This is a genomic window from Streptomyces sp. 4N124, from assembly GCF_052245395.1.
In the GTDB taxonomy this organism is placed as follows: Bacteria; Actinomycetota; Actinomycetes; order Streptomycetales; family Streptomycetaceae; genus Streptomyces.
Genome location: NZ_JBQQBS010000006.1, coordinates 1 through 24,407, shown reverse-complemented (window position 1 = coordinate 24,407; position 24,407 = coordinate 1). Strand labels below are relative to the sequence as shown.

The following is a 24,407-nucleotide window of genomic DNA, read 5'->3' as shown; positions in this document are numbered from 1 at the left end:
GTGTCAGTGCCACGGGACGCTTTAGGTACGGCAGTTCAGCGGGAGCCCTTCGGGTCCAGCGCGTCACGCACGCCGTCGCCGAAGAGGTTGAAGGCGAGGACAGTGATGAAGATCGCCACACCAGGGACCACCATGTACATGGGATCCGACTCGTAGTAGTCGATCGCGCTCGAAAGCATCTGCCCCCAGGACGCCGTGGGCGGCTTGACGCCCACGCCCAGGAAGCTGAGTGCCGCCTCGGTGAGGATGTTGGTGGGGATCATCATCGTCGTGTACACGACGATCGGTGCGACGAGGTTGGGCAACAGCTCCTTGAACAGGATGTACAGCCGCCCGGCGCCCAGGGAGCGGGCGGCTTCCACGTACTCGCGCTCGCGCAGCGACAGCGTCTGGCCGCGCACCACGCGTCCGATGTACGGCCACCCGAAGAAGCCGATGACCAGGATCATCACGAACACACGCACGCTGGACCCGGTCAGGCCCAGCATCTCGTTCGGCATGACGGAGACCAGCGCGATGATGAAGAGCAGCTGCGGGAAGGCCAGCAGACCGTCCATCACCCGGCTGATGACCGAGTCGACCCAGCCGCCGAAGAAGCCGGCGAGGATACCGAGGACGGTGCCCAGGATGACGGCGACGACGGCCGACAGGAAGCCGACCAGCAGCGAGATCCGGGCGCCGTAGAGGATGCGGGCGAGGATGTCGCGGCCGTTGACCGGCTCGACGCCCAGCAGGTGGTCGCCGCTGATGCCGCCCAGCGAACCCGTGGGGGTGCCGAACAGCGGGTCGATCAGCTCCTCGTGATACGCGTCCGGATCCTGCCCGAGCAGGTTGGTGATGACCGGCGCGAGCAGGGCGACCACCACGAGGAGGAGCACCACGGCGCCGCCCGTCAGAGCGAGCTTGTCCCGCTTCAGGCGCTCCCAGGCGATCCGGCCCAGGGAGCGACCCTGTACGGCCTTCGCGCCGGTGCCTGCGACCGCCGCTTCCTCGGCCGCGCTCGGGGCCGCCTCGGCGGTCGGCTCGTGCAATGGTGCCGTCATCTGGCAGGGACCCCTCTCAACCGGTGGTAACCGGCCCGCACTTGCCGCTGTGGCGGCGTGATCAGTCCGTCGTACTGGGGTTTCGAACACCCCTGGTGCGGGAGTCTTCAACGCTTTGGCGACGCGTTGCCAGACTTGGCGGTGAAAGGATGCGTAACCGTGATGCGGCGTCCGGGGTTCCGTTATCCGGACAGCGGGTAACGGGGGCCGGACGAGGACAAGTCGGGCATCCGACGCGGGTCAGGTCTTTCCGTCGCGGTCTACGCGCGAAGAAGGGCTCCGCCCCTGTGGCGGAGGGTGGCCACGCGTCATGTGTTCAGTATCCGCCGTGGGCCGGAGGGTAGCCGTACCCGCCGGCGGGGGCTTGGGCGGGGGCCGCGTGGGCCTCGCGGTCGTAGAAGGGGCGGGCCTGGGCTCGCATCCACATCGCGACCGGGTCGTACTCGTCGGACATGGCGACCGTCGACACCGGCAGGCCGTCCGGGACGGCGCCGATGGACTGCTGCATCATCGCCCGCACCGAGTCCACGGCGGCCGGGCTGGTGTCGTATACATCGAGGCCGATGGCGAGGTACGGCGCCCCCAGCGCCGGCTGCACCCAGGCGCGGCGCAGGGTGCGGACGGCCGGGGTACGGTGGGCGTTCTGCGCGAGCAGGGCGTAGAACTGCGGGATTTCGATGCCGGGCTCCGACAGCCGCAGCGGCCCCGCGGGCTGCCGCTCCAGGCCGGTGGCGATGCGGCGCAGGTCGAGCCAGGGGATGCCGACGCCGCCGCCGGGCGCGTGTGGGTTCAGCCAGAGGCCGTAGTGGTCGGGGTAGAGGGTGCGGGCGACGTCCACTCCGTCGACGACTTCGTAGGAGCGGTTCCAGCCGCTGGCCGAGAGCTCCTGGGCGGAGGTGACACAGGGGGCGTACCCGTGGCCGTCGACCTCCATGTTTCCGTACTGCGCGTCCGGTGAGCCTGCCTGACCGTGCCAGAGGAGCATCCAGACCTGGCCGGCGGAGGGGGTCGCGAGGGCGCGCAGCAGTGCCTCGTAGGCGTCGTAGCGCCCGGGCGTCACCTGGCGCAGCATGTGCTCGACCTGGCCGGTCGCGATGCTGGCGCTCACCTTGTACCGCCCCTTCACTGGAGGTTGCCCCGGATATGAAACCAGCTTAAGCGCCCTAGAGCTCGGGACCTGTTCGTCGTGGGCGAGTGCGGGTTCATCGTGGCTTGTGGCGCAGTTCCCCGCGCCCCTGGGGTGTTGCAATCACCGTTGGTAGAAGGGGCGGGCCCTGTTGCGCATCCATTCGGCTACCGGGTCTTGTGTTACGTCCAGGAGAACCAGGTTTACCGGCCACTGCACGGGGACCTTGGCCAGGGCTCGGCCCAGGGCGTCGAGGGGGAGGGCCCTGATGTCGCCCTCCCAGTGGTTGAGTTCGACGCCGACGAACATGACCGGGTCGGCCGTTTCGATCGCCGCCAGGCAGCGGCGGGCCGTTGTCACCACGCCGGTCCGGTCGAACTCGGTGGCTGCCGCGGAGAGGAAGTCCACGGGGTCGTCCTGCCAGTCCGGTTCGTAGAGCTTGACCCGGCCGCCGGTGGTGAGGCCGTCCAGGGGGGTGCGGCCCACCCGGCAGAGTTCGGCGACGGCGGGCGGCGGGAGGGGTATGCCGACCACGCCGTCGGGGTTGACCGCGATGCCGACCTGCGGGGGCAGGCCGCGGGCGAACTCCACCGCGGGGGCGATCGTGTACGACATGTGGGAGCCGGCGACCTGGCGGAACTGTTCCTCGGAGCTGAACACCGGGACGTAGGCCTGGCCGCCGAGTTCGAGTGTGGGCAGGTCGAGCGGGACGCTGTCCGGGCCGCCGCCATTCGGGAGCGGGACCCAGACGAAGCTGCGGCCGAGGACTTCGATGACCCTGCCGCCGGCCCCCGGGACGTTGAGGGAGGCCGAGAGCACCTCCTCCAGCTCGTTGCCGGGCCAGCCCCCGTGGGGGTGGGGGTGTGCCTGTGCCGGGAAGTCCGGGAAGTCCCCTGGGAAGTCCATCTGCTGTCAACCGCCTGCCGAGATCACTGCTGTGACTCAAAGGCTAGCGGGTGGAATACCGGGTTCAGCCCGTGAAGCCTCAGCCCGTGAAGCCGATCCGGCGCAGCACGTCCGCCGCGTCGCGGTCGAGCAGGACCGCGGAGCCGCAGCCGTCGGGCAGATCACCGCGCTCCACGGAGCGGATCAGCCGGGCGGCCGCCGTGCGGTGGCGCAGGAAGGCGTAGCGGGAGACACCGCGGCCGCGTTCGCGCTGGCCCTCCAGGGCGGTGCCGGGCGCGACGTCGAGCAGCAGGAGGTGCAGGGTGCCGCCGCGGCGGCGGGCCTCGCGGGACAGCCAGCGGCGCACCCAGGACTGCGTACCGCAGTCGTGGACGACGACTCCGGTGCCGGTGCGCAGGGCGCGGCGCAGTCCGGTGTAGTGCGCGAGGCGGACCAGGGGGCGGTAGACCGCGTACGGCAGGAAGCGGGGCGCGTGGGTGTCCCAGCGGTCGCGGGTGTCCTGGGAGTCGATCCGGATGCCCTTCACCGTGCGCGCCATCAGCGTGGACTTTCCGCTTCCGGGCAGGCCGGTGATCACGACGAGGTCCTTGGGGCCGAAGAGCAGTGCGTGCGGGCTGCGGCCGGCCCGGTCGCGCAGATCCCGGACGACGGGCGCCCGGTGCGCGCCGCAGGCCTCCCTGGCCGGAGCCGTGGGCTGCTCGGGCAGCGCGAGGGCCGAGCTGGTGGCGTACGCCGTGATCCTGTTCACCGTGATCGTCCTCCCCATGGGGTCGGGAGTTCCCATCCCCGTCGAGTGTAAAGAGAAGGTAATACGCGGCCCTCCCGATTACGTCCGCTTCCCGCAACAAGCCTGCTACAGGCCACTGTGCCCGACGGTGACCCCTGCGCGGCCCCTGCGGACGGCCGCCTTGAAAAGGTCCCCCTGCCGCGGTCGGCGGATGCGTGCAATGATGTGCGCGCCAACTGCATACCGGCCGCTTGAATCCGCGCGGGAGAGTTCCCAGCACCGCTGTCGCTGGGGCGCCGAAGGAGCAAGTCCCTCCCTTGAATCTCTCAGGCCCCGTTACCGCGCGGGCGAGGCACATCTGAAAAGCGGGCCGCTGCCGCAGTGGCTCCACCCAAGGTGCAAACCGTGATCTTCACCGGTCACGGCGAACCTCTCAGGTTCCGATGACAGATGGGGAGGAACTTTCCTCGCCTGTCATGCCTTTGGGAGCAGATCCGATGAGCAGTACGCCTCTCCGTCACACCGCGCTCGATGCCCTGCATCGTTCGCTGGGCGCGACGATGACCGACTTCGCCGGCTGGGACATGCCCCTGCGCTATGGCTCCGAGCGCGAGGAGCACCTCGCCGTACGCACCCGGGCCGGGCTCTTCGACCTCTCACACATGGGCGAGATCACGGTGACCGGCCCCCAGGCCGCAGCACTCCTGGACTACGCCCTCGTCGGCAACATCAGTGCCGTCAAACCCGGCCGCGCCCGCTACACCATGATCTGCCGCGAGGACGGCGGCATCCTCGACGACCTGATCGTCTACCGGCTGGCCGAGACCGAGTACCTGGTCGTGGCGAACGCCGGTAATGCGCAGATTGTTCTGGACGCGCTGATCGAGCGCTCCGAGTCGTACGACGCCGAGGTGCGCGACGACCGCGACGCCTACGCCCTCATCGCCGTCCAGGGCCCCGAGTCCCCCGGCATCCTGAAGTCGCTCACCGACGCCGACCTCGACGGACTGAAGTACTACGCCGGCCTGCCCGGCACCGTCGCCGGCGTCCCCGCTCTCATCACACGCACCGGCTACACCGGCGAGGACGGCTTCGAGCTGTTCGTGAAGCCGGAGCACGCGGTCGAGCTGTGGCAGGCGCTGACCAAGGCGGGCGAGGGCGCCGGCCTGGTCCCGTGCGGCCTCTCCTGCCGGGACACCCTGCGCCTGGAGGCGGGCATGCCGCTGTACGGGCATGAGCTGTCGACCGCGCTGACGCCCTTCGACGCCGGGCTCGGCCGGGTGGTGAAGTTCGAGAAGGAGGGCGACTTCGTCGGGCACGCGGCGCTGACCGAGGCTGCCGCCCGGGCCCAGTCGAACCCTCCGCGCGTCCTCGTCGGGCTCGTCGCCGAGGGCCGCCGGGTGCCGCGCGCCGGGTACGCCGTCGTCGCCGGCGGCGAGGTGATCGGCGAGGTCACCTCCGGCGCCCCCTCCCCCACCCTGGGCAAGCCGATCGCGATGGCCTACGTCGACGCCGCACACGCGGCACCCGGCACGGCCGGGGTCGGTGTGGACATCCGCGGCAGCCACGAGCCGTACGAGGTCGTGGCGCTGCCGTTCTACAAGCGCCAGAAGTAGACACTGGGCTGTGATGCCGGGCACATCCTCCCTGCTCACAACCGTCTTCCGTAGTCCCCCATTCACCAGCACTCCCCCGCGTACAGGAGAATTCAGGCCATGAGCAACCCCCAGCAGCTGCGCTACAGCAAGGAGCACGAGTGGCTGTCGGCCGCCGAGGACGGCGTCGCGACAGTCGGCATCACGGAGCACGCGGCCAACGCGCTCGGCGATGTCGTCTTCGTCGACCTCCCCACGGTCGGCGACACCGTGACCGCGGGCGAGACCTGCGGCGAGCTGGAGTCGACCAAGTCGGTCAGCGACCTGTACTCCCCGGTCAGCGGCGAGATCACCGAGGTCAACGAGGACGTGGTCAACGACCCGTCGCTGGTGAACTCCGCCCCCTTCGAAGGCGGTTGGCTCTTCAAGGTACGTGTCGCCCAGGACCCGTCCGACCTGCTCTCCGCCGACGAGTACACCGCCTTTTCCGCCGGCTGAGGAGTCGCACCAGCATGTCTGTCCTCAACACCCCCCTGCACGAACTGGACCCGGACGTCGCCGCCGCCGTCGACGCCGAACTGCACCGCCAGCAGTCCACGCTCGAGATGATCGCCTCGGAGAACTTCGCGCCGGTCGCGGTCATGGAGGCGCAGGGCTCCGTCCTGACCAACAAGTACGCCGAGGGCTACCCGGGCCGCCGCTACTACGGCGGCTGCGAGCACGTCGACGTGGTCGAGCAGATCGCGATCGACCGCGTCAAGGACCTGTTCGGCGCCGAACATGCGAATGTCCAACCGCACTCGGGCGCCCAGGCCAACGCTGCGGCGATGTTCGCGCTGCTCAAGCCCGGCGACACGATCATGGGCCTGAACCTCGCGCACGGCGGGCACCTGACCCACGGCATGAAGATCAACTTCTCCGGCAAGCTGTACGACGTGGTCGCCTACCACGTGGACGACTCCGGTGTCGTCGACATGGCCGAGGTCGAGCGGCTGGCCAAGGAGTCCAAGCCGAAGCTGATCGTGGCGGGCTGGTCGGCCTACCCGCGGCAGCTGGACTTCGCCGCGTTCCGCCGGATCGCGGACGAGGTCGGCGCGTATCTGATGGTCGACATGGCGCACTTCGCCGGTCTGGTGGCAGCCGGGCTGCACCCCAACCCCGTCCCGCACGCGCACGTGGTCACCACGACCACCCACAAGACGCTGGGCGGCCCGCGCGGCGGAGTGATCCTTTCCACCGCCGAGTTGGCGAAGAAGATCAACTCGGCGGTGTTCCCCGGTCAGCAGGGCGGGCCCCTGGAGCATGTGATCGCCGCCAAGGCGGTCGCCTTCAAGGTCGCCGCCTCGGAGGACTTCAAGGAGCGGCAGCGCCGTACTCTGGACGGTGCCCGCATCCTCGCCGAGCGTCTGGTGCGGGAGGACGTGAAGGCGGAGGGCGTCGACGTGCTCTCCGGCGGCACGGACGTGCACCTGGTCCTGGTCGACCTGCGCAACTCCGCGCTGGACGGCCAACAGGCCGAGGACCGCCTCCACGAGGTCGGTATCACGGTCAACCGCAACGCGATCCCAAACGACCCGCGTCCGCCGATGGTGACCTCGGGCCTCCGCATCGGCACCCCCGCCCTCGCCACCCGCGGCTTCACCACCGAGGACTTCGCCGAGGTCGCGGACGTCATCGCCGAGGCGCTCAAGCCGTCGTACGACGTCGAAGCGCTCAAGGCCAGGGTCACCGTGCTCGCGGACAAGCACCCGCTGTATCCCGGTCTGAACAAGTAAGTCCCCCTGGTGGGACACCCGGCCACCCGGTCCTGATCGCCGGATGCCGGGTGCCCCACCACCCCCGCTGTGAGGAGTCCCCGTGGCCATCTCGGTCTTCGACCTGTTCTCGATCGGCATCGGCCCGTCCAGCTCCCACACCGTGGGCCCGATGCGCGCGGCCCGCATGTTCGCCCTCCGGCTGCGAGGCGAAGGCGTCCTGGACTCCACCGCGTCCGTTCGGGCCGAGCTGTACGGCTCCCTGGGCGCGACCGGACACGGCCATGGCACGCCCAAGGCGGTACTGCTCGGACTGGAGGGCGCGTCACCGCGCACGGTGGACGTCGAGACCGCCGACCAGCGGGTGGAGGACATCAAGGCGGCGGGCCGGCTCCGGCTGCTCGACGAGCGGGACATCGCCTTCGACTTCGACAAGGACCTGGTCCTGCACCGCCGTAAGGCACTCCCGTACCACGCGAACGGCATGACGCTCTGGGCGCACGACGTCTCCGGCGCCGAACTCCTCTCCAAGACCTACTACTCCGTGGGCGGCGGCTTCGTCGTCGACGAGGACGCGGTCGGCGCCGACCGCATCAAACTCGACGACACGGTCCTGAAGTACCCCTTCCGCACGGGCGACGAGTTGCTGCGCCTCACGCAGGAGACCGGCCTGTCGATCTCCGCACTGATGCTGGAGAACGAGCGGGCCTGGCGGACCGAGGAGGAGATCCGCGCGGGCCTGCTGGAGATCTGGCGGGTGATGCGGGAGTCCGTGGCACGCGGCATGTCCCGCGAGGGCATCCTGCCGGGCGGCCTGAAGGTACGGCGGCGGGCCGCCAACACGGCCCGCAAGCTGCGCTCGGAGGGCGACCCCAAAGCCCTCGCCATGGAGTGGATCACGCTCTACGCGATGGCCGTGAACGAGGAGAACGCGGCGGGCGGCAGGGTCGTGACGGCCCCCACGAACGGCGCGGCCGGCATCATCCCGGCGGTCCTGCACTACTACATCAACTTCGTGCCCGGCGCCGACGAGGATTGCGTCGTCCGCTTCCTGCTCGCCGCCGGCGCCATCGGCATGCTCTTCAAGGAGAACGCCTCCATCTCCGGCGCCGAGGTCGGCTGCCAGGGCGAGGTCGGCTCGGCCTGCTCCATGGCGGCGGGCGCCCTCGCCGAGGTCCTCGGCGGCAGCCCCGAACAGGTCGAGAACGCCGCCGAGATCGGCATGGAACACAACCTCGGCCTCACCTGCGACCCCGTCGGCGGCCTCGTCCAGATCCCCTGCATCGAACGCAACGGCATGGCCGCGGTGAAGGCCGTCACGGCAGCCCGCATGGCCATGCGCGGCGACGGCTCCCACAAGGTCTCCCTCGACAAGGTCATCAAGACGATGAAGGACACGGGCGCCGACATGAGCGTGAAGTACAAGGAGACGGCGCGGGGCGGGCTCGCGGTGAACATCATCGAGTGCTGAGGGGACGGGACCTGACCTGCGCGTTCGTGTCTTTCAGCGCTGTCGGGGCCTTTCCTGCAGGACGAGTCCGTCGAGCCGGTCGGCGAGATGCCCCCCTGGCTGGGCAGCGCCACCCTCGATGGACCCGCCGCGGGCTACTGGGGCAACGCTGCGACGGCCGCGGCCCTGCGCCGGGCGGGCAGGAACAGACCTGCCGCAACGACGGCCGAGGCCAGGCCGAGCAGGCCGACGGCGGCGGCCAGAGTGCCGAGGGCGGACTTGGCCGCGATCAGCACCAGGGGGCAGATGAACTGGCCGATGAAGAAGGACGCGGTCCACAGGCCGGTGCCGCGGCCGCGGTCGGCGAAGTCCAGCCTGGACATGGCGATGGTGAGCAGGGAGGGCAGCAGGAGACCGGTGCCCAGGCAGTTGAGTACGGCGCCGACGATCAGCAGTGGCGCGCTGTTGGCGAGCCACATCACCGCGAAGCCGGCCGCGCACAGGGCGAAGACGAGTGGCAGCCGGGGCCCCGGGGTCCCGCGCAGCTTGGCGAAGGTGATCGCGCCGGCCACGGTGGCGGCGCTGGCGATCGCTGTGGCCAGCCCGATCACGCTGGTCGCCGTCACGCCGAGGTCGTCCAGCAGATAGGACATCTCCACCGGGACGGTGTAGAAGACGAGGGCCCCGAACACGGTGAGTCCGCAGATCCCGGCCAGCTGTCGGAAGGGGAAGGAGCGCTTCGGCGCGACCGTGGTGTCCGTGCTCTCCCCGTCTCCATCCCCGACCTCGGCGGCACCGGTGGCCGCGGTCGGCTTCGGCAGTCCGATGGCCATGAGCGGGGCGATGAGCAGGCTGACGGCGTAGATCCAGAACGGGGTCCGCCAGCCGGCCGACCCCGCGGCACCGCCGATGACGAAGAACGCGGTCGCGGAGGCGGAGGCGCACATGGTCTGGAGGGCGAGGTAGCGGTCCCGTACCCGACCGCTGTAGTAGTCGCCGATCAGCGTGGTGGAGCAGGTCATGATGGCGGCCTCGGCGACACCTACCAGGGCGCGGCTGGCCACGATGGCGCCCAGTGACTCCAGCCACAGCGGGGCGGTGCCGAAGATCGCGTACAGCACGGTCGCGACGATCAGCAGGCGCTTGCGGCCGAGCCGGTCGACGATGACGCCCGCGAAGGGGGCCAGCAGGCCCAGCGCCAGGGCCGGGACGGTGAGAGCCATCGGGACCAGGGCGCCCGCGCCGGGGGTGTCGGCGAAGTGGTCCTGCATCTTGGGCAGCACGGGGGCGATCAGGACGGCCCCGAGGATCGGCAGACAGCTGCCGGCCATGAGGAGAGCGACGCGCAGCCGGTGCGCGGCACCGGACGTCGGAAGGACCGCACCGGACGGCGGCACTGGTTCCGCGTAAGCGGGCGGGGACGGTGGCACGGAAGCGGGCATGCGGGAACTCCACGTGGCGAGGGGAGGGGTGGGCACGCCACCGGGGAACAGACACCCCGAGAAGAGGAGCGTCCGGGGAACTGGGGTCGACTATGAGTGAGCGGCCCAGCCCTGCCTAGCCTCTGTCCGATCGATCTCCCGGATCGCGATCATCCTTGCCGTGGATGGTCTCGGTGACCCGGGCCGCCGTCTCCCGCAGCCAGATGTGCGCCGCGTCGTGCGTGTGCACCGGGTGCCACCACAGGGCTTCCCGGAGCGGCACGGCGTCGTAGGGCGGTTCCATGACCCGTACGGGGACGAGCCCGTCGAGCCGGTCGGCGAGATGCCCCTGGATCAGGGCGACCCGGCGGGTGCCCGCGACCAGGAGGGGCATCAGCTGGAAGCTGTCGACGGAGACTTCGACGCGCGGCTCGATACCGAGCATGGCGATCTGACGGGCGGCAGGTGCGTCGTACGTGCGCTGGTACGTCACCCACGGCAGCCGGGCCAGGTCGTCGAGGGTGAGCTCCTCGCCGACCTCGGGGTTGTCCTCGGCGACGAGGTAGACCCAGCGGTCCCGGTAGAGCTCCACGGCGGGAAAGTCGCCGATGATGCCGTGCGGCAGCAGCAGCCCGTCGGCGGTGCTCAGCAGCGCCCCGGTGTTCTCGGTGATGTCCGTCGGAGGCTGCTTGAAGCGCAGCCTGATCCCCGGCGCCTCGGTGTGGACGATGCGGGCGAGTTCGGCACCGAAGACGGCCACCGCGTAGTCGGAGGCGATCAGGGTGAACTCGTGCTCCTCATGGGCGGGGTCGAACACCGCCTGGCTGGTGAAGACGCGTTCGAGCAGGTCGCAGGCGGTGGCGGTGCGGTCGAGGAGGGCCAGGCCGAGGGCGGTCAGTTCGTAGCGTCCGCCGATCCTGGAGAGCAGGTCGTCGTCGAAGTGGCGGCGCAGCCGGGCCAGGGCGGCGCTCATGGCGGGCTGACTGAGCCCGATGCGTCGGCCCGCGTTGGTGACGTTGCGCTCCTCCAGAAGGGCCCGCAGGGCGACGACGAGGTTGAGGTCCAGGCTGGCCAGGTTCACGCGAAATCCCTGTACGGAGTAGGAGACTGTGCCTGGGTATTCGCGGCCTGGATGCCCGGCATCCAGAGAATCGATTTCCCCGATCGCAATCTACGGGCCAGATTGGTGGCACCGCAATCGGGAGGACATCTCCGTGAAATCCGCAGCCACGTCGGCGCCTCTCTTCGCCGGCCCCTTGGCCATCGGCACTCTCTCCGCTCCGGGCAGGGGCGTGTTCCCCGGCCTCGCGGTGCCGGACGGCCGCGTGCTCGACCTGCGTACGGCCCTGGACGAACCCGCGCTGACCACCCTCGCTCTCCTGGAGCGCTGGGACGAGGAACTGCCTCGCCTGCGCGGCCTCGCGGACGAGCCGGCCGGTGACTGGCTGCCGCTGGACGACCTGTCCGTGCACGCGCCCGTCGAGCCCCGGCAGATCTTCCAGTCCGGTGCCAACTACCGGCAGCACGTGATCGACCTGGAGGTCGCGCACCGATCCCCGGACGACCCGCGCACCGTCGAGGAAGCCCGCGCCGAGATCGCGGCGATCATGGACAAGCGGGCCGCCGAGGACCTCCCGTACGTCTTCATCGGCCTGCCGACCACGATCACCGGCCCCTACGACGATGTCGTACTGCCCGCGTGGGCCGGGCAGCCCGACTGGGAGCTGGAGTTGGCGGCTGTGATCGCCAAGCCCGCCTACAGGGTGCCCGTCGAGGAGGCGCTGGAGTACGTCGCCGGGTACACGATCGCCAACGACCTCACCGACCGCGCGACCGTCTTCCGGCGGGACATGAAGGCCATCGGCACCGACTGGCTGCGCTGCAAGAACGCGCCCGGCTTCACCCCGCTCGGCCCATGGCTGGTCCCGGCCGAGTCGATCGCCGACCCCGGCGACCTGCGGGTCACGCTGAAGCTGAACGGCGACACCATGCAGGACGAGTCCACCAAGGACATGCTCTTCGGCATCGCGCGGCTGGTGTCGTACATCTCCCAGACCGCCCAACTCCTGCCCGGCGACCTGGTGCTGACGGGCAGCCCGGCCGGCAACGGCATGCACTGGGGGCGGCTGCTGCGCGACGGCGACGTCATGGAGGGGTCCATCACCGGTCTGGGTGTGCAGCGCACCCGATGCGTCGGGGAGGCCTCGTGAACCGACACGACCCCGAGGGCGCGATCGCCGAGGCCGCCAAGACGTACTCGAACTGGGGCCGTTGGGGCGAGGACGACGTCCTCGGCACGCTCAACTTCCTGGACGCCGGAAAGCGCCGCGAGGGCGCGGCCCTCGTCCGCGACGGCGTCAGCTTCTCGCTCGCCCAGCGTTTCGACATGAACGGCCCGCAGAAGGGCTGGCGGCGGCGTACGAATCCGGTGCACACCATGCTCGACACCGGCACCGACGCCGCCCTGGGCAACCAGGGCTTCCCGCACGGCCTCGGCGGCGCCGACGACGTGATCGCGATGCCGCTGCAGTGCTCCACCCAGTGGGACGGTCTCGGCCACATCTTCGACCATGGCAAGGCATGGAACGGGCGGGCCGCCGAGAAGGTCGTCACCTCCGACGGCGACCTCGTCACCGGCATCGAGCACATGGCGCCGTACGTGGCCGGGCGGGGCGTCCTCCTCGATGTGGGCCTGGTCGTCGGCCAGAACGGCGAACTGCCCGACGGCTTCGCCATCACCGAGGAGCACCTGACCGCAAGCGCCGCGGCGCACGGCGTCACCGTCGGCCGCGGCGACCTCGTCCTCGTCCGCACCGGACGGCTGGCCCGAGCGAAGCGCGACGGCTGGGGCGAGTACGCGGGCGGTCCCTCGCCCGGGCTGAGTTTCACCACCGCCGGCTGGCTGCACGGCAGCGAGATCGCCGGGATCGCCACCGACACCTGGGGTTTCGAGGTCCGGCCCAACGAGTTCGACCACGCCTTCCAGCCGCTGCACCAGGTCGCCATTCCCAACATGGGCCTGCTCATAGGCGAGATGTGGGACCTCGACGCCCTGGCCGAGCACTGCGCGGCCGACGGGCGGTACGAGTTCTGGCTCACCGCCGCTCCGCTGCCCATCACCGGAGCAGTGGGCTCCCCCGTGAACCCGATCGCCGTCAAGTAGCGCCCCGGACCGGCCGAGTGGGCCCCCGGACCGGCCGAGTGGGCCCCCGGACCGGCCGCGTGGGCCGCGCCCCGACAGCCACTGCCGTCCGGCTCGCACCACCACCCCTGCCGCTCGAAGTCGCGCGGCCACACCGCAGGGAGACCCCATGACCGACCCCCGCCCCCGCACCGTCCTCGTCATCGGCGGCGGTGCCTCCGGCAACGCCGTGACCGTGCTGCTGCGGCGAGCGGGCATCACCGTGGACCTGATCGAGGCCAAGTCCGACTGGAACGTCCTCGGCTCCGGCATCACCCTCCAGGGCAACGCGCTGCGCGTGCTGCGCGAGCTGGGCGTGTGGGACGAGGTCCAGGAGAGCGGCTACGCCTTCGACTCCGTGGGCCTGGCCACGCCCGACGGCCACGTGTTCCACGTCCAGCAGGACATCCGTACCGGCGGCGAGGACCTGCCCGCGACCATCGGCATGCAGCGGCCCCGGCTCCAGGAGATCCTGTGCGCGGCGGTCCGGGCGAGCGGTGCGACGGTCCGCCTCGGCACCACCGCCGACGAGCTGGTCCAGGACGAGACGGGCGTCACCGCCCGCTTCAGCGACGGCACCGAGGGCCGCTACGACCTCGTCATCGCGGCCGACGGTCTCAACTCCCTGACCCGCGCGGTGATCGGCATCAGTGAGAAGCCCGAGCCGACCGGCATGGCCATCTGGCGCGTCGCGGCACCCCGCCCGGCAGGCGTGGAGCGCACGGACCTGGCCTTCGGCGGGCCCTGCTACATCGCCGGCTACTGCCCCACCAGCGAGAACACCATCTACGCCTATCTCGTCGAGGCCAACCGCGACCGCGCCTCCATCGATCCCGCCTCGTACGCGGACGAGATGCGGCGGCTTGCAGCCCCGTACGGCGGTGCCTGGCCCGAGATCGCCGCGAGCATCACCGACCCGGCCAAGGTCAACTACACCTGGTTCGACCGGCTGCTCGTCGAGGGTTCCTGGCACCGCGGCCGGGTCGTGCTGGTCGGTGATGCCGCCCATGCCTGCCCGCCCACTCTCGCGCAGGGCGCGGCCATGTCGCTGGAGGACGCCTCCGTGCTGGCCGAACTGCTGAGCGCGGGGGAGTCGTGGGATTCCCTCGACTCCCTCGACGACCTGCTGACCCGCTACCACGAGCGCCGCATCGACCGTGTCCGCATGGTCGTCGAGGCCTCGATGCAGCTCGGCCAGTGGCAACTGGACGGCGTCCGTGACGCCGACGTGCCCGGCCTGATCGGCCGCACGATGTCCGCCCTGAAGGAGACCCCGTGACGACCCCGGACACCCTGGCCACCCCCACCATCGACGTCCACGCGCACGTCCTGCTTCCGCAGGTCGAGGAGGCCGTCGCCGGACACCCCGGGCTGGCCGCCGCCCGCAGTCTCGACGCTTGCCGCAACGGCCCCGAGGCGCTCGCCGTCAGCGGCCCGATGGTCCGCGACCGCATCCCTCGACTGACCGACGTCAAGGCCCGGCTCACCGCTATGGACGCCTCCGGCGTCGACGTCCAACTGGTCTCGCCGTCCCCGTCGCACTACCACTATTGGGCCGACGAGGACCTGGCCCGCACGGTGTGGGAACTGGCCAACTCCGGCACCGCCGCACACGTCGCCCAGGCCCCCGACCGGCTTCACGGACTGGGCCTCGTCCCGCTCCAGCACCCGGACCTCGCCGTCAAGGCCCTCGACCACGCCCTCGGTCTGGGCCTGCGCGGAGTGGAGATCTCCAGCCACGCGCCCGGGCGTGAGCTTTCGGATCCGGCGTACGAGCCGTTCTGGGCGCTCGCCGAGACGACCGGGGCGGTGCTCTTCCTGCACCCCTTCGGCTGCACGCTCGACGAGCGCCTGAACCGCTGGTACCTGTCCAACACGGTCGGCCAGCCCACCGAGAACGCCGTCGCGCTCTCCCACCTCATCTTCTCCGGTGTGCTCGACCGCCACCCCGGACTGAAGGTGATCGCCGCGCACGGCGGCGGCTATCTGCCCACCCACATCGGCCGCTCCGACCACGCCTGGCGGACCAGACCGGACACGCGGGGCTGCGCGTCCGAGCCGAGCAGCTACCTCAAGCGGCTGTACTTCGACTCGCTCGTCCACGACCCGCACGTCCTGTGCGAACTGATCCGGGTGGCCGGCCCCGACCGGGTCCTGCTCGGCTCGGACTTCCCCTTCGACATGGGCACCGAGGACCCGGTCGGCGCGCTGCGCTCCGTCACGGACCTGCCCGACCCCCATTTCCACGCCGTACGCGGCGGCAACGCGGCAGCGCTGCTGCGCCTCTCCTGAGGAGCCCCGACATGACCAACGACCTGCCCAACCTCATGCCCAATCGTCTGCTCACCCACCTGCGGCACGTCGACCTCGCCGTGCCCGACTACGACAAGCAGCTCGACTTCTACGCCGGAGTCTGGGGTCTGACCAAGGTCGCCGAGGACTCGGGCATCTCCTTCCTGGCCGCCGAGGGCAGCCCCGAGCAGTACGTCGTACGGCTCCGCAAGGCCGAGGAGAAGCGGCTCGACCTCGTGTCCTACGGCGCCGCGTCGGCCGCCGACGTGGACACGCTCGCGGAGCAACTCCTCGCGGACGGCGTGCGGTTGATCTCGCAGCCGGGCACGGTCGGCACCCCCGGCGGGGGCTACGGCTTCCGCTTCTTCGACGGCGACGGCCGCACCATCGAGATCTCGGCGGAGGTCGAGGCCCGGCAGCACCGGCGTATCGAGGAGAAGGAAGCCATCCCGGTCCGCCTCTCGCACGTCGTCCTCAACTCCCCCGACCTGGACGGCACCCGCGCCTGGTACGAGCGCCACCTCGGCTTCCGCCTGTCCGACACACTCAGCTCCCCGCACATGGGCGAGGTCATGCACTTCATGCGGATCAGCAGTCAGCACCACTCGATGGCTCTCGCCAAGGGGCCGCACACCTCCCTGCACCACGTCTCGTTCGAGATGCGCGGCCTGGACGAGTACATGCGCGGCTCGGGGCGCGTGATGCGTTCCGGTGCCCGCAAGATCTGGGGGCCGGGCCGCCACATGGCGGGCGACAACACCTTCACGTACTTCCTCGACCCGCACGGCAACACCGTCGAGTACACAACGGAGTTGGAGGAGCTCGACGAGGACACCTGGCATCCGCACGTCTACGACTTCTCCCGGCCCGAAGTCACCGACCAGTGGGGCACGGCGAACCCGATGAACGAACTGGTCGCCAAGGAGTCCTTCAACGACGTCGACCCCGGCGTCTTCGTCGCCCCGCCGGTCTGATCCCCAGGACTGCCATGCGCTTCGCCACGTACGAACACCACGGCCGCCGCAGCGTCGCCACCGTCGATGACGACGGCACCCTCCACCCCATCCCCGGCCGCGCCTCGCTGCTGGACCTGCTCCAGGCGGGCCCCGCAGCCCTGCGCGAGGCGGGCAACGCCACGCCGGCCGAGCCGGGCGGCCCGCATGTCTCGCACGTGCGGCTGCTGCCGCCGCTCCAGCCGCCGTCCGTACGGGACTTCGTCACCTTCGAGGAACACGTCGAGGGCGTACGACGCAGCATCGACAACACGGCCGGGGTCCCCGACGCCTGGTACGACGCGCCGACCTTCTACTTCACCAATCCGTACGCCGTCATCGGCGCCCACGACGACGTGCCCGTGCCGCCCGGCTCCTCGGTCCTGGACTTCGAACTCGAAGTCGCCGCCGTCATCGGCCGCGAGGGCCGCGACCTGACACCCGAGCGGGCCCGCGACCACATCGTCGGCTACACGATCTTCAACGACTGGTCCGCCCGTGACCTTCAGTCCGCCGAGATAAAGGTGGGGTTGGGCCCCTGCAAGGGCAAGGACACCGCCGCCACCCTCGGCCCGTACCTGGTCACCGCCGACGAGCTGGAGCCGTACCGGGACACGGACGGTTTCCTGCGGCTGGCGCTGACCGCCTCGGTGAACGGCGTGGTGGTCGGCAAGGACCTGCTGTCCAACATGAGCTGGACCTTCGAGGAGATGGTCGCCTACGCCTCGCGCGGCACATACGTCCGTCCCGGCGATGTGCTCGGCTCCGGCACCTGCGGCAACGGCGGCTGCCTGGCCGAGCTGTGGGGCGTACGCGGCCGGCAGGACCCGCCACCGCTGAAGCCCGGCGACACCGTCACCCTCACCGTCGAGGGCATCGGCACCGTCTCCAACACCGTCGTGCCCGGCGCCGGACCGGTACCGGTCCCCCGGGCCCGCAAGCGCCCGCGGCTGCGCCCGTGAACGGCGTGGCCGTGAACAGGCTGGACGGCAAGGTCGTGGTCGTCACCGGAGCCGCGCGTGGGCAGGGCGCGGCCGAGGCCGAGGCGCTGACCCGGGCGGGGGCGGTGGTCGTCGCCACCGATGTGACTCAGGCTCCGGGCTGTCTGCGCCTGGACGTCACCGACGCGAAGGAGTGGGCGGCGCTCGCCGAAGAGCTGCGCTGCCGGTACGGAGAGGTCCACGGCCTGGTCAACAACGCCGGCATCACCTGGCGCGCGCGGCTCCACGAGGTCACGCCCGAGGACTTCGCCCGCGTCCATGCGGTCAACGTCACCGGCCCTCTCCTTGGCATCCAGCACCTTGCGCCGTTGATGCCGCCGGGCTCGTCGATCGTCAACGTCGGCTCCTCCGCCGGGCTCACCGGGCACTACCCGGTCGCGTACACGGCCAGCAAGTGGGCGCTGCGCGGCCTGTCGAAGGCGGCCTGTGTCGAGCTGGGCCCGCGGGGCATCCGCGTGAACACCGTCCATCCCGGCTTCATCGAGACCGAGATGACCGCCTCCGCCGCGCCCGCCTTCCGCGAGGCGAACATCCGCGAGACGCCGCTGGCCCGCACCGGCACCGTCGACGAGATCACCCCACTGGTGGTCTTCCTCCTCTCCGACGACGCCTCCTTCATCACCGGGGCCGAGATTCCCGTCGACGGCGGCTTCACCGCACACGGCGGCGCCAAATCCATCTCCGACGCCCTGCGGTCGGCTTCCGACTGACCCCCGACTGACCTCCGGCTGAAAGGACCCCTACGTGAACAAGGTCAGCGCGAGCGCCGCCGCAGCGGTCGCCGACATCCCCGACGGGGCCTCGTCGGCAGTCGGCGGCTTCGGCCTGTCCGGCATACCGGCCACCCTCATCGGTTTCTACACCCCGGCAGGCGTGGGCACACAGGTCTCCGAAAGAGTCCCGCACCTTCGGCGGTCGCGACCACATCCTCGAACACAAGCATCACCACCGACTGGGCCCTCGTCCGCGCCTGGCGCCCGACGCGATTCACGTCCCCGGCATCTTCGTGCAGCGAGTCGTGGCCCTCACCCCTGCCCAGGCCGCCGACAAACGCCTCGCGCCGCAGCGCGTTGATCAGCTTGCCGAACTGACCCAAGGGCGAGGCCGTCTGCGGGCCTCATGAGCGTGGAAATCCCTTTGCCGGGATTCGCCGTGTGACTCCAGACTGAGGACATGCTCGGGTTCATCAGAACCGACGACGAAGCCCTCGTTTCCTGCTTGGGCGATCCTCAGCGCACTGTTGCGGCATACCGCGAACTGCTGCGACGCGGGGAGAACGCGCTGAGCGCCATCCGCGCCGGCCTGCGCGACACGAATCCGGGTGTCCGTGAGGGCTGCTGCCGCCTACTCGATCACCTGGTCGACACCGAGTCGATGGGCGAACTCATCCGCATGGCCGACGACCCCGACGCCCGCGTCAGGATCGCCGCATTCCACGCTCTGGCCTGTGACCGGTGCAAGGGCGACGTCTGCGCACCCGGCCCGGACCGGGTCCTCGAACCCGCACTGCACCACCTGATCTCAGACCCCGACCCGCACGTCCGAGCAATGGCTGCCGAACTCGTCGGCAAGTTCGCCCACTCCGAGGCACGCGCCGTCGCGGCCTTGAAGGCGTCTCACACCGACGACCCGAGCCCAGCGGTGCGGAAGAAGGCGGGTTGGTTCATCCCCGGCGGGACCATCTACGAGCGGGCCCTCCCTTGAGGTGAGAATCCGCCCGCGCGGACGGATCACACGTGCCATGGTGGGGCATACATCCAACAACTCCTGTTCCCCCACGAGCACTTCCGGGAGTGCCCATGCTGCGCGGCATCGACGTGAGTTCCTACCAGTCCTCCGCCTACGACACCGACGGCCTCTCCTTCGTCTTCATCAAGGCGACGGAAGGCCGTTCGTACGTCAACCCGAAGCTCGCCGCCCAGACGAAGAGAGGCCGCGACGCCGGCCTGGTCGTCGGCTTCTACCACTTCCTCTGGCCCGGCAACCTCACCGCCCAGGCCGAGTACTTCGTCAAGCACGCCCCGGAAAAGGGCAGCGACATCCTCGCCGTCGACTGGGAGACGACCGGCGACGGCACGCACGCGAGCAACGCGGAGAAGGACCGGTTCATCCGGAAGGTGAAGGAGCTTCGGCCGAACCATCGGGTGATCCTCTACTGCAACCGCCACTTCTGGTTGACCGTCGACGACACCTCATACGCCGGTGACGGCCTCTGGATCGCCGACTACGTCGACGCCGGCAAACCCCGCATTCAGGCGAAGTGGCGCTTCCACCAGTACACGAGCAACCCGATCGACAAGAACGTGGCGGACTTCGCGAGCAAGGCGGCGCTGCGGGCATGGGCCGACAAGGCCTGATTTGTCCAACCGCCTGCTGAGGTAGCCAGTTCGCACCGGTCACGATTGATTGGCGCCAAACCTCGGCCTCTCCGGTGCTGCATACGTAACGCGCACAAACGTCTAGGCTCTGACCTGCGGTTCAACGGCAATCACACGGACGTGGGGAGCTTCGGGCATGGGTGGGGCCATCAGTGCGGTCAGTAGCAACGGGACGTACTCGTTCAGTAAGCCGAATCGGGAGAGCATCACGTTGCTCCAAGGGCTCGGAGTGGAGGGGGACGTTCATGCGGGGGTGACGGTGAGGCATCGGTCTCGGGTGGAGCGGGATCCCTCGCAGCCGAATCTTCGTCAGGTGCACCTCATTCACGAGGAGTTGTTCGAGGAGGTGCGGGCGGCCGGGTTCGAGGTGGTGGCCGGGCAGCTCGGGGAGAACGTCACCACGCGCGGGATCGATCTGCTGGGGCTGCCCGTCGGGACGCTGCTGCGGCTCGGGGACGAGGCCGTCGTGGAGGTGACCGGGCTGCGGAATCCGTGTGCGCAGATCGACGGCTTCCGGAAGGGGCTGTTGAAGCAGGTCGTCGGGCGGGACGACGAGGGGGCCGTGCGGTTCAAGGCCGGGATCATGAGCGTGGTCGTCAGTGGCGGTGTGGTGCGGCCCGGGGACCCGGTCGATGTCGTACTGCCGGACGGGCCGCACCGGGCCCTGGAGATCGTCTGAGTCTGAGGGGTGAGGTGGTCAGGCGCGGAAGGCTGCCGGGCGTTCGCGTGATGCCTCCGCCAGTGCCTTCGTCACCGCCTCGACGCCCGCCCGCAGGCCGTACACCGGGGTGTCGGGCTGCTGGCGCCAGGAGTCGTCGATGCCGCCGGAGTCCACGGTGTCGAAGCCGAGGTCGTCGATCAGGGCGCGCACCTTGCGCTTGGCCGCCTCGTCGTCGCCCGCGACGGGGAGGGCCATGCGGTCGGGGTCACCGGCGGGACGCGGGCGCTCCAGGATGTCCTGGGCGTAGGTGCCGTTGAAGGCCTTGATCACGGGGTGGCCGATGTTCCGTTCCGTCCAGCGGCTTTCGGTGAGGCCCTCGTCCTCGATGGCGGCGATCCTGCCGTCCCGCTGCTTGGGGTAGTAGTTGTTGGTGTCGATGACGGCGAACCCGTCCGCCGCCCCGTCCAGCAGCCCGGCCGGCAGGTCGGGCACCGCCCTCGTGGGGACCGTGATCACGACGATCTCCGCACCCCGTGCCGCCTCTTCGACCTTGACGGGCGTGGCGCCGGTTTCCTCCGCGAGCGCGGTGAGCGTGTGCGGTCCGCGGGAGTTGGCCACGGAGACGTCGTGACCGAGGGCGGTGAGCCGCCGGGTGAGGTTGCCGCCGATGTTGCCCGCGCCGATGATGCCGATCTTCATGACAGGCCCTTCCGGGGTTGCTGCTCCTGACAGTGCGTGTGACAGGGGGCAACAACTCCGGGACCGGGCGTGCTATTCCGCCGGGCATGGCGAAGGGGCGCTCGTCCGCTGCGGACGGGCGCCCCTTCGCCGACTCACGTCACTTGTTCAGGTACGACCAGAACTCGTCGAATGACAGGAGCTTGTCGCCGTTGAGGTCACGGCTGCCGATGATCACCTCGGCGACCGCCTCGGTGACGTTCCAGTCGCCCTGCTGGGCGAGGGCGGTCTTGAACTCGGCTGCGGTGATGAAGCCGTCACCGTCCGTATCGATCCGCTCGAACTGCTTGCGTGCTTCGTCGATGTCCGCCACCGATCCGCCCCTTCGTCATGCATGTTCCGTGTGTGCGAGGGTCAGATTATCGGGCCACCCGATGACGCAGTGCGGCGACCACCCAGGCGAACTCCTCGGCATGCCGCGGCTTGGGGTCACGACCGTTCACCAGCGCGATCAGCTCGCGGTAGCGGTTGGCCCGGGCGTGGAAGCCGGCCTCCAGTCGCGCCAGGACGGCGGCCTTGTCGGTGTCGGGTCCGATCAGCTCGTCCAGGACCGGCTCGGCCTCCGGCGCGTCGGGCACGATGCCCTGCTCGCGGGCCTGCTCGGCCAGCTCCACCAGCCGTTTGAAGAACCACATCGAGGCGCCTTCGGGGGTGTCTGCGCCGCGGTCCCGGGCGTTGAATTCCACCATCTCGCGCATCTGCGCCCTGAAGTCCGGGTCCTGGACCATTTCCGCCAGCTCCACCCAGGCATCGACCTGCTGTGGGGTCGGCTCGTCCGGCAGGTCTACGGTGACGTGCCTCATCCGGCGCTTGATGTCCGGGTCGACCGTGTCGAGTCCGTCGAACACCTCCGCCACGAACTCCTCCATGATCCGCCGCCGCTCCGCGGCCGACAGCCGCGCCAGTTTGTTCATCAGGGTCATCTCCTCCGCGGTCGAGCCGCGTCGCGCCACGGTCGACAGCACCGCACGGGTCACCTTCAGCGAGCGGATCTGCGCGTCCAGCGCCGCCACATGCGTGGCCGCGACGGACGCGATGTCCTGCTCGCCGCCGACCACCTTGCGTACGTCGTCCAGGCCGAGGCCCAGTTCACGCAGGGTGCGGATCAGCTCCAGGCGGGCGACGGACCCGGCGTCGTACAGGCGGTAGCCGCCCGTCGACCGGGTCACCGGGGGCAGGGCGCCCTCGTCCGACCAGTAGCGGATGGTGCGCACGGTCAGCCCGGTGGCCCTGGCCAGCTCGCCGATGGTGAACAGTGCGGTGCCGTCTTCGCTCATGTCCGCGAGTCTGGGGCTTCCAGTGGGTGGAGACTCAAGGGGCGCCCGCTCAAGTGCCTCTGCGTCACCGGAAGATTCCGGTGTGCCCGAGCGAGTAGCGGCCCGGCTGTGGGTAGACCGCGAGGCCGTGTGGGCCGTCGCCGACCGGGATGCGGGCGAGCTGGGTGCCGTTGCGGGTGTCGATGGCGTAGACCTCGGCGTCGTACCGGCCGGACAGCCACAGGACCTTGCCGTCGGCGGAGACGCCGCCCATGTCGGGGCTGCCGCCGTCGGGGAGGTGCCACTTCTTGGTGAGCTTGTTCTTGACGAAGTCGAAGACGGAGATGGAGCCCTCGCCGCGGTTGGAGACGTACATCTCGCGGGAGTCCCGGCTGACGTACAGGCCGTGGCAGCCCTTGCCGGTGGGCAGGAGGGTGGGCTCGGTGAACTTCTCGCCGTCCAGCACCCACATGCCGTCGGCCATCATGTCGGCGATGTAGAACTTCTTGCCGTCCGGGGAGATCTTCACGTCCTGCGGCATGGCGCCGTCGAAGGGGAGCTTCTGCTGTCCGACGACCTCCATCTTCTCCGTGTCGACCTTCAGCAGTTCGCCGCTGAACTCGCAGGAGACGATGAAGTACTTGCCGTCGGCGGAGAAGTCGGCGTGGTTGACGCCGTAGCAGGTGACCGGTTCGGTCTTGATCCGCTCCATGGTGTGCGGGTCGCGGAAGACGAGTTCGCGGTCGAGGGAGGCCATGACGACGGCGTACTTGCCGTTGGGCGTGAAGTAGAGGTTGTACGGGTCGTGGACCTCGACCTCCTTGCCCGCCTTGCCGGTCTTCGGGTCGATGGGGGTGAGGGTGTGGCCGCGGTTGTTGTTGACCCAGAGGGTCTTCATGTCCCAGGACGGCACGACGTGCTGGGGCTGGCGGCCGACGGGGATCGTCTCGATGATCTCGTACGTCTTCGGGTCGATGACCGAGACCGTGTCGGACTCGGTGTTGGGGACGTAGACCCGGGACGGGAAGTCCTTGACCACGGGCGAGAGTTGGTTCGGTCTGTCCGCCGCGTAGACGTCCTTCGGGTCGAGGACCGGCGGCATGCCGGGCAGGCCCTGGACGGTCTTCTTCGGCGGTGCGGGTACGGCCGCCTTGGTGTTGAGGGCCTGGGGTGCCGGGTCCGGGGACTGGGTGCCGCAGGCGGCGAGCGCGATGAGGGCGGCGCCCGCGATCAGGGTGCGTGTGACGAGGTTCCGGTGCATCAGCTCAGCAGCTCCGTGGTGGTGACCGCGCGCAGTCCGCGGTGGTCGAGTTCTTCCAGTACGGCGGGGAGCGCGGCGACCGTGTCCGCGTAGCCGAAGTGCAGGCTCACGATCGATCCGGCCCGGATTCCGCCCATGACGTTGCCGGTGACGGCGTCGGGGCCGGGCGAGGTGAAGTCGAGGGAGTCCACGTCGTAGGAGAGGACGTGGGGGTAGCCCGCGGTGCGGGCCAGTCGTTCGACGAGCGGGGAGGCGCGCGCGGCGCGGGACGGGCGGAACCAGGTGCCGAGCGATCCGGTCAGCCGCCGCAGCCGCTCGGCGCATTCGGTGATCTCGGCGTGGGCCTCGGCCTCGGACATGGCGTTGATGTCCAGGTGCCGCTGGGTGTGGTTGCCGAGGTCGTGGCCGCCGTCGAGGATGCGGCGGGAAAGCTCCGGGTGCTCGTCGAGCCAGGTGCCGACGGCGAGCACGGTGACCCGGGCGCCGTGCCGTTCGGCCGCGCCGAGCAGGGAGCGGGCGGTGGCGGGGTCGCCGGCGCCGTGGAAGGTGAGGGCGACGCGGGGGTGGTCGCGGGGGCCGTGGGTGATCTGGGCGGGGTGCCGGGGGAAGCGGCGGGGTCCGGGGG

General features: G+C 70.1%; 25 protein-coding genes, 1 pseudogene and 2 riboswitches. Of the genes and pseudogenes, 15 read left to right on the top strand and 11 right to left on the bottom strand.

Annotation, left to right across the window (positions count from 1 at the left end):
- Positions 1–35: 35 nt before the first annotated feature.
- The 4 genes from ACTWQO_RS07805 to ACTWQO_RS07790 all read right to left on the bottom strand — a co-directional run bounded on the left by ACTWQO_RS07805 (position 36) and on the right by ACTWQO_RS07790 (position 3,859).
- Positions 36–1,043, bottom strand: coding sequence for an ABC transporter permease (locus tag ACTWQO_RS07805; RefSeq protein ID WP_443236481.1), 1,008 nt, complete (start codon positions 1,041–1,043; stop codon positions 36–38).
- 316 nt (positions 1,044–1,359) lie between these two features.
- On the bottom strand, positions 1,360–2,151 hold the full coding sequence (locus ACTWQO_RS07800) for an enhanced serine sensitivity protein SseB C-terminal domain-containing protein (RefSeq protein WP_443236480.1): 792 nt from the start codon (positions 2,149–2,151) through the stop codon (positions 1,360–1,362).
- Between the two features lie 141 nt (positions 2,152–2,292).
- On the bottom strand, positions 2,293–3,075 hold the full coding sequence (locus tag ACTWQO_RS07795; protein ID WP_443236479.1) for an enhanced serine sensitivity protein SseB: 783 nt from the start codon (positions 3,073–3,075) through the stop codon (positions 2,293–2,295).
- Between the two features lie 79 nt (positions 3,076–3,154).
- The gene (locus ACTWQO_RS07790; protein WP_443236478.1) at positions 3,155–3,859 is read right to left on the bottom strand and encodes an AAA family ATPase; all 705 of its coding nucleotides are present in this window, start codon (positions 3,857–3,859) and stop codon (positions 3,155–3,157) included.
- Positions 3,860–4,054: 195 nt separating this feature from the next.
- Positions 4,055–4,154: riboswitch (glycine riboswitch) on the top strand.
- Positions 4,155–4,262, top strand: a riboswitch (glycine riboswitch).
- Between the two features lie 37 nt (positions 4,263–4,299).
- On the opposite strand from ACTWQO_RS07790, the gene gcvT reads away from it, so the two are divergent.
- The 4 genes from gcvT to ACTWQO_RS07770 all read left to right on the top strand — a co-directional run bounded on the left by gcvT (position 4,300) and on the right by ACTWQO_RS07770 (position 8,622).
- Complete coding sequence (gcvT, locus tag ACTWQO_RS07785) at positions 4,300–5,418, top strand: glycine cleavage system aminomethyltransferase GcvT (protein ID WP_443236477.1); 1,119 nt, start codon at positions 4,300–4,302, stop codon at positions 5,416–5,418.
- Positions 5,419–5,517: 99 nt separating this feature from the next.
- Positions 5,518–5,895 (top strand): glycine cleavage system protein GcvH, encoded by a 378-nt coding sequence (gcvH, locus tag ACTWQO_RS07780; protein ID WP_443236476.1) that lies wholly within the window; start codon positions 5,518–5,520, stop codon positions 5,893–5,895.
- Between the two features lie 14 nt (positions 5,896–5,909).
- Positions 5,910–7,172: a serine hydroxymethyltransferase gene (gene glyA, locus ACTWQO_RS07775; protein WP_443236475.1), complete on the top strand. Its 1,263-nt coding sequence runs from the start codon at positions 5,910–5,912 to the stop codon at positions 7,170–7,172.
- A gap of 82 nt (positions 7,173–7,254) precedes the next feature.
- Entirely contained in the window at positions 7,255–8,622 is a 1,368-nt protein-coding gene (locus ACTWQO_RS07770; RefSeq protein WP_443236474.1) for an L-serine ammonia-lyase, read from the top strand.
- A 134-nt stretch (positions 8,623–8,756) separates the two neighbouring features.
- Here ACTWQO_RS07770 and ACTWQO_RS07765 read toward each other — a convergent pair whose 3' ends face one another.
- Both ACTWQO_RS07765 and ACTWQO_RS07760 read right to left on the bottom strand, forming a co-directional pair.
- The gene (locus ACTWQO_RS07765; RefSeq protein WP_443236473.1) at positions 8,757–10,043 is read right to left on the bottom strand and encodes an MFS transporter; all 1,287 of its coding nucleotides are present in this window, start codon (positions 10,041–10,043) and stop codon (positions 8,757–8,759) included.
- A 115-nt stretch (positions 10,044–10,158) separates the two neighbouring features.
- A complete protein-coding gene (locus ACTWQO_RS07760) occupies positions 10,159–11,103 on the bottom strand; it encodes a LysR family transcriptional regulator (protein WP_443236472.1) in 945 nt (314 codons plus the stop codon).
- A gap of 133 nt (positions 11,104–11,236) precedes the next feature.
- Between ACTWQO_RS07760 and ACTWQO_RS07755 the strand changes: the two genes are divergently transcribed.
- From ACTWQO_RS07755 to ACTWQO_RS07705, 11 genes and pseudogenes are all read left to right on the top strand, one after another.
- Positions 11,237–12,232 (top strand): fumarylacetoacetate hydrolase family protein, encoded by a 996-nt coding sequence (locus ACTWQO_RS07755; protein WP_443236471.1) that lies wholly within the window; start codon positions 11,237–11,239, stop codon positions 12,230–12,232.
- Positions 12,211–13,185 carry a cyclase family protein gene (locus tag ACTWQO_RS07750; protein WP_443236470.1) on the top strand — a complete coding sequence of 325 codons (975 nt, stop codon included), beginning with the start codon at positions 12,211–12,213 and terminating at the stop codon, positions 13,183–13,185. The genes ACTWQO_RS07755 and ACTWQO_RS07750 overlap by 22 nt, the downstream gene beginning before the upstream one ends.
- A gap of 148 nt (positions 13,186–13,333) precedes the next feature.
- On the top strand, positions 13,334–14,482 hold the full coding sequence (locus tag ACTWQO_RS07745) for an FAD-dependent oxidoreductase (protein WP_443236469.1): 1,149 nt from the start codon (positions 13,334–13,336) through the stop codon (positions 14,480–14,482).
- Between the two features lie 14 nt (positions 14,483–14,496).
- Positions 14,497–15,495, top strand: coding sequence for an amidohydrolase family protein (locus tag ACTWQO_RS07740; RefSeq protein ID WP_443236652.1), 999 nt, complete (start codon positions 14,497–14,499; stop codon positions 15,493–15,495).
- Between the two features lie 35 nt (positions 15,496–15,530).
- Positions 15,531–16,469, top strand: coding sequence for a VOC family protein (locus ACTWQO_RS07735; protein ID WP_443236651.1), 939 nt, complete (start codon positions 15,531–15,533; stop codon positions 16,467–16,469).
- 14 nt (positions 16,470–16,483) lie between these two features.
- Positions 16,484–17,449 (top strand): fumarylacetoacetate hydrolase family protein, encoded by a 966-nt coding sequence (locus ACTWQO_RS07730; RefSeq protein WP_443236468.1) that lies wholly within the window; start codon positions 16,484–16,486, stop codon positions 17,447–17,449.
- Between the two features lie 11 nt (positions 17,450–17,460).
- Complete coding sequence (locus ACTWQO_RS07725; protein WP_443236650.1) at positions 17,461–18,198, top strand: SDR family NAD(P)-dependent oxidoreductase; 738 nt, start codon at positions 17,461–17,463, stop codon at positions 18,196–18,198.
- A 34-nt stretch (positions 18,199–18,232) separates the two neighbouring features.
- Positions 18,233–18,611: pseudogene (locus ACTWQO_RS07720) on the top strand (CoA-transferase).
- A 50-nt stretch (positions 18,612–18,661) separates the two neighbouring features.
- Positions 18,662–19,192, top strand: coding sequence for a HEAT repeat domain-containing protein (locus ACTWQO_RS07715; RefSeq protein WP_443236467.1), 531 nt, complete (start codon positions 18,662–18,664; stop codon positions 19,190–19,192).
- A gap of 95 nt (positions 19,193–19,287) precedes the next feature.
- Positions 19,288–19,845: a glycoside hydrolase family 25 protein gene (locus ACTWQO_RS07710; protein ID WP_443236466.1), complete on the top strand. Its 558-nt coding sequence runs from the start codon at positions 19,288–19,290 to the stop codon at positions 19,843–19,845.
- 157 nt (positions 19,846–20,002) lie between these two features.
- Positions 20,003–20,545 carry an MOSC domain-containing protein gene (locus ACTWQO_RS07705; RefSeq protein WP_443236465.1) on the top strand — a complete coding sequence of 181 codons (543 nt, stop codon included), beginning with the start codon at positions 20,003–20,005 and terminating at the stop codon, positions 20,543–20,545.
- An 18-nt stretch (positions 20,546–20,563) separates the two neighbouring features.
- Here the strand turns inward: ACTWQO_RS07705 and ACTWQO_RS07700 are convergent, their stop codons facing one another.
- The 5 genes from ACTWQO_RS07700 to ACTWQO_RS07680 all read right to left on the bottom strand — a co-directional run.
- On the bottom strand, positions 20,564–21,226 hold the full coding sequence (locus ACTWQO_RS07700; RefSeq protein WP_443236464.1) for an NADPH-dependent F420 reductase: 663 nt from the start codon (positions 21,224–21,226) through the stop codon (positions 20,564–20,566).
- Positions 21,227–21,365: 139 nt separating this feature from the next.
- Entirely contained in the window at positions 21,366–21,578 is a 213-nt protein-coding gene (locus tag ACTWQO_RS07695) for an EF-hand domain-containing protein (protein WP_301984412.1), read from the bottom strand.
- A gap of 46 nt (positions 21,579–21,624) precedes the next feature.
- The gene (locus tag ACTWQO_RS07690) at positions 21,625–22,542 is read right to left on the bottom strand and encodes a helix-turn-helix domain-containing protein (RefSeq protein ID WP_443236463.1); all 918 of its coding nucleotides are present in this window, start codon (positions 22,540–22,542) and stop codon (positions 21,625–21,627) included.
- A 64-nt stretch (positions 22,543–22,606) separates the two neighbouring features.
- Positions 22,607–23,782 (bottom strand): YncE family protein, encoded by a 1,176-nt coding sequence (locus ACTWQO_RS07685; protein WP_443236462.1) that lies wholly within the window; start codon positions 23,780–23,782, stop codon positions 22,607–22,609.
- The coding region (locus ACTWQO_RS07680; protein WP_443236461.1) for a polysaccharide deacetylase family protein at positions 23,782–24,407 on the bottom strand (626 nt) is incomplete at its 5' end. The genes ACTWQO_RS07685 and ACTWQO_RS07680, both read right to left, overlap by 1 nt.

Coding starts and splice junctions, on each gene's coding strand:
- ACTWQO_RS07730 (WP_443236468.1), top strand. CDS start 16,484: ATGCGCTTCGCCACGTACGAACACCACGGCCGCCGCAGCGTCGCCACC.
- ACTWQO_RS07705 (WP_443236465.1), top strand. CDS start 20,003: ATGGGTGGGGCCATCAGTGCGGTCAGTAGCAACGGGACGTACTCGTTC.
- ACTWQO_RS07690 (WP_443236463.1), bottom strand. CDS start 22,542: ATGAGCGAAGACGGCACCGCACTGTTCACCATCGGCGAGCTGGCCAGG.
- ACTWQO_RS07685 (WP_443236462.1), bottom strand. CDS start 23,782: ATGCACCGGAACCTCGTCACACGCACCCTGATCGCGGGCGCCGCCCTC.
- gcvH (WP_443236476.1), top strand. CDS start 5,518: ATGAGCAACCCCCAGCAGCTGCGCTACAGCAAGGAGCACGAGTGGCTG.
- ACTWQO_RS07790 (WP_443236478.1), bottom strand. CDS start 3,859: ATGGGAACTCCCGACCCCATGGGGAGGACGATCACGGTGAACAGGATC.
- ACTWQO_RS07795 (WP_443236479.1), bottom strand. CDS start 3,075: ATGGACTTCCCAGGGGACTTCCCGGACTTCCCGGCACAGGCACACCCC.
- ACTWQO_RS07745 (WP_443236469.1), top strand. CDS start 13,334: ATGACCGACCCCCGCCCCCGCACCGTCCTCGTCATCGGCGGCGGTGCC.
- gcvT (WP_443236477.1), top strand. CDS start 4,300: ATGAGCAGTACGCCTCTCCGTCACACCGCGCTCGATGCCCTGCATCGT.
- ACTWQO_RS07735 (WP_443236651.1), top strand. CDS start 15,531: ATGCCCAATCGTCTGCTCACCCACCTGCGGCACGTCGACCTCGCCGTG.
- ACTWQO_RS07750 (WP_443236470.1), top strand. CDS start 12,211: ATGCGTCGGGGAGGCCTCGTGAACCGACACGACCCCGAGGGCGCGATC.
- ACTWQO_RS07710 (WP_443236466.1), top strand. CDS start 19,288: ATGCTGCGCGGCATCGACGTGAGTTCCTACCAGTCCTCCGCCTACGAC.
- ACTWQO_RS07715 (WP_443236467.1), top strand. CDS start 18,662: ATGCTCGGGTTCATCAGAACCGACGACGAAGCCCTCGTTTCCTGCTTG.
- glyA (WP_443236475.1), top strand. CDS start 5,910: ATGTCTGTCCTCAACACCCCCCTGCACGAACTGGACCCGGACGTCGCC.
- ACTWQO_RS07765 (WP_443236473.1), bottom strand. CDS start 10,043: ATGCCCGCTTCCGTGCCACCGTCCCCGCCCGCTTACGCGGAACCAGTG.
- ACTWQO_RS07805 (WP_443236481.1), bottom strand. CDS start 1,043: ATGACGGCACCATTGCACGAGCCGACCGCCGAGGCGGCCCCGAGCGCG.
- ACTWQO_RS07700 (WP_443236464.1), bottom strand. CDS start 21,226: ATGAAGATCGGCATCATCGGCGCGGGCAACATCGGCGGCAACCTCACC.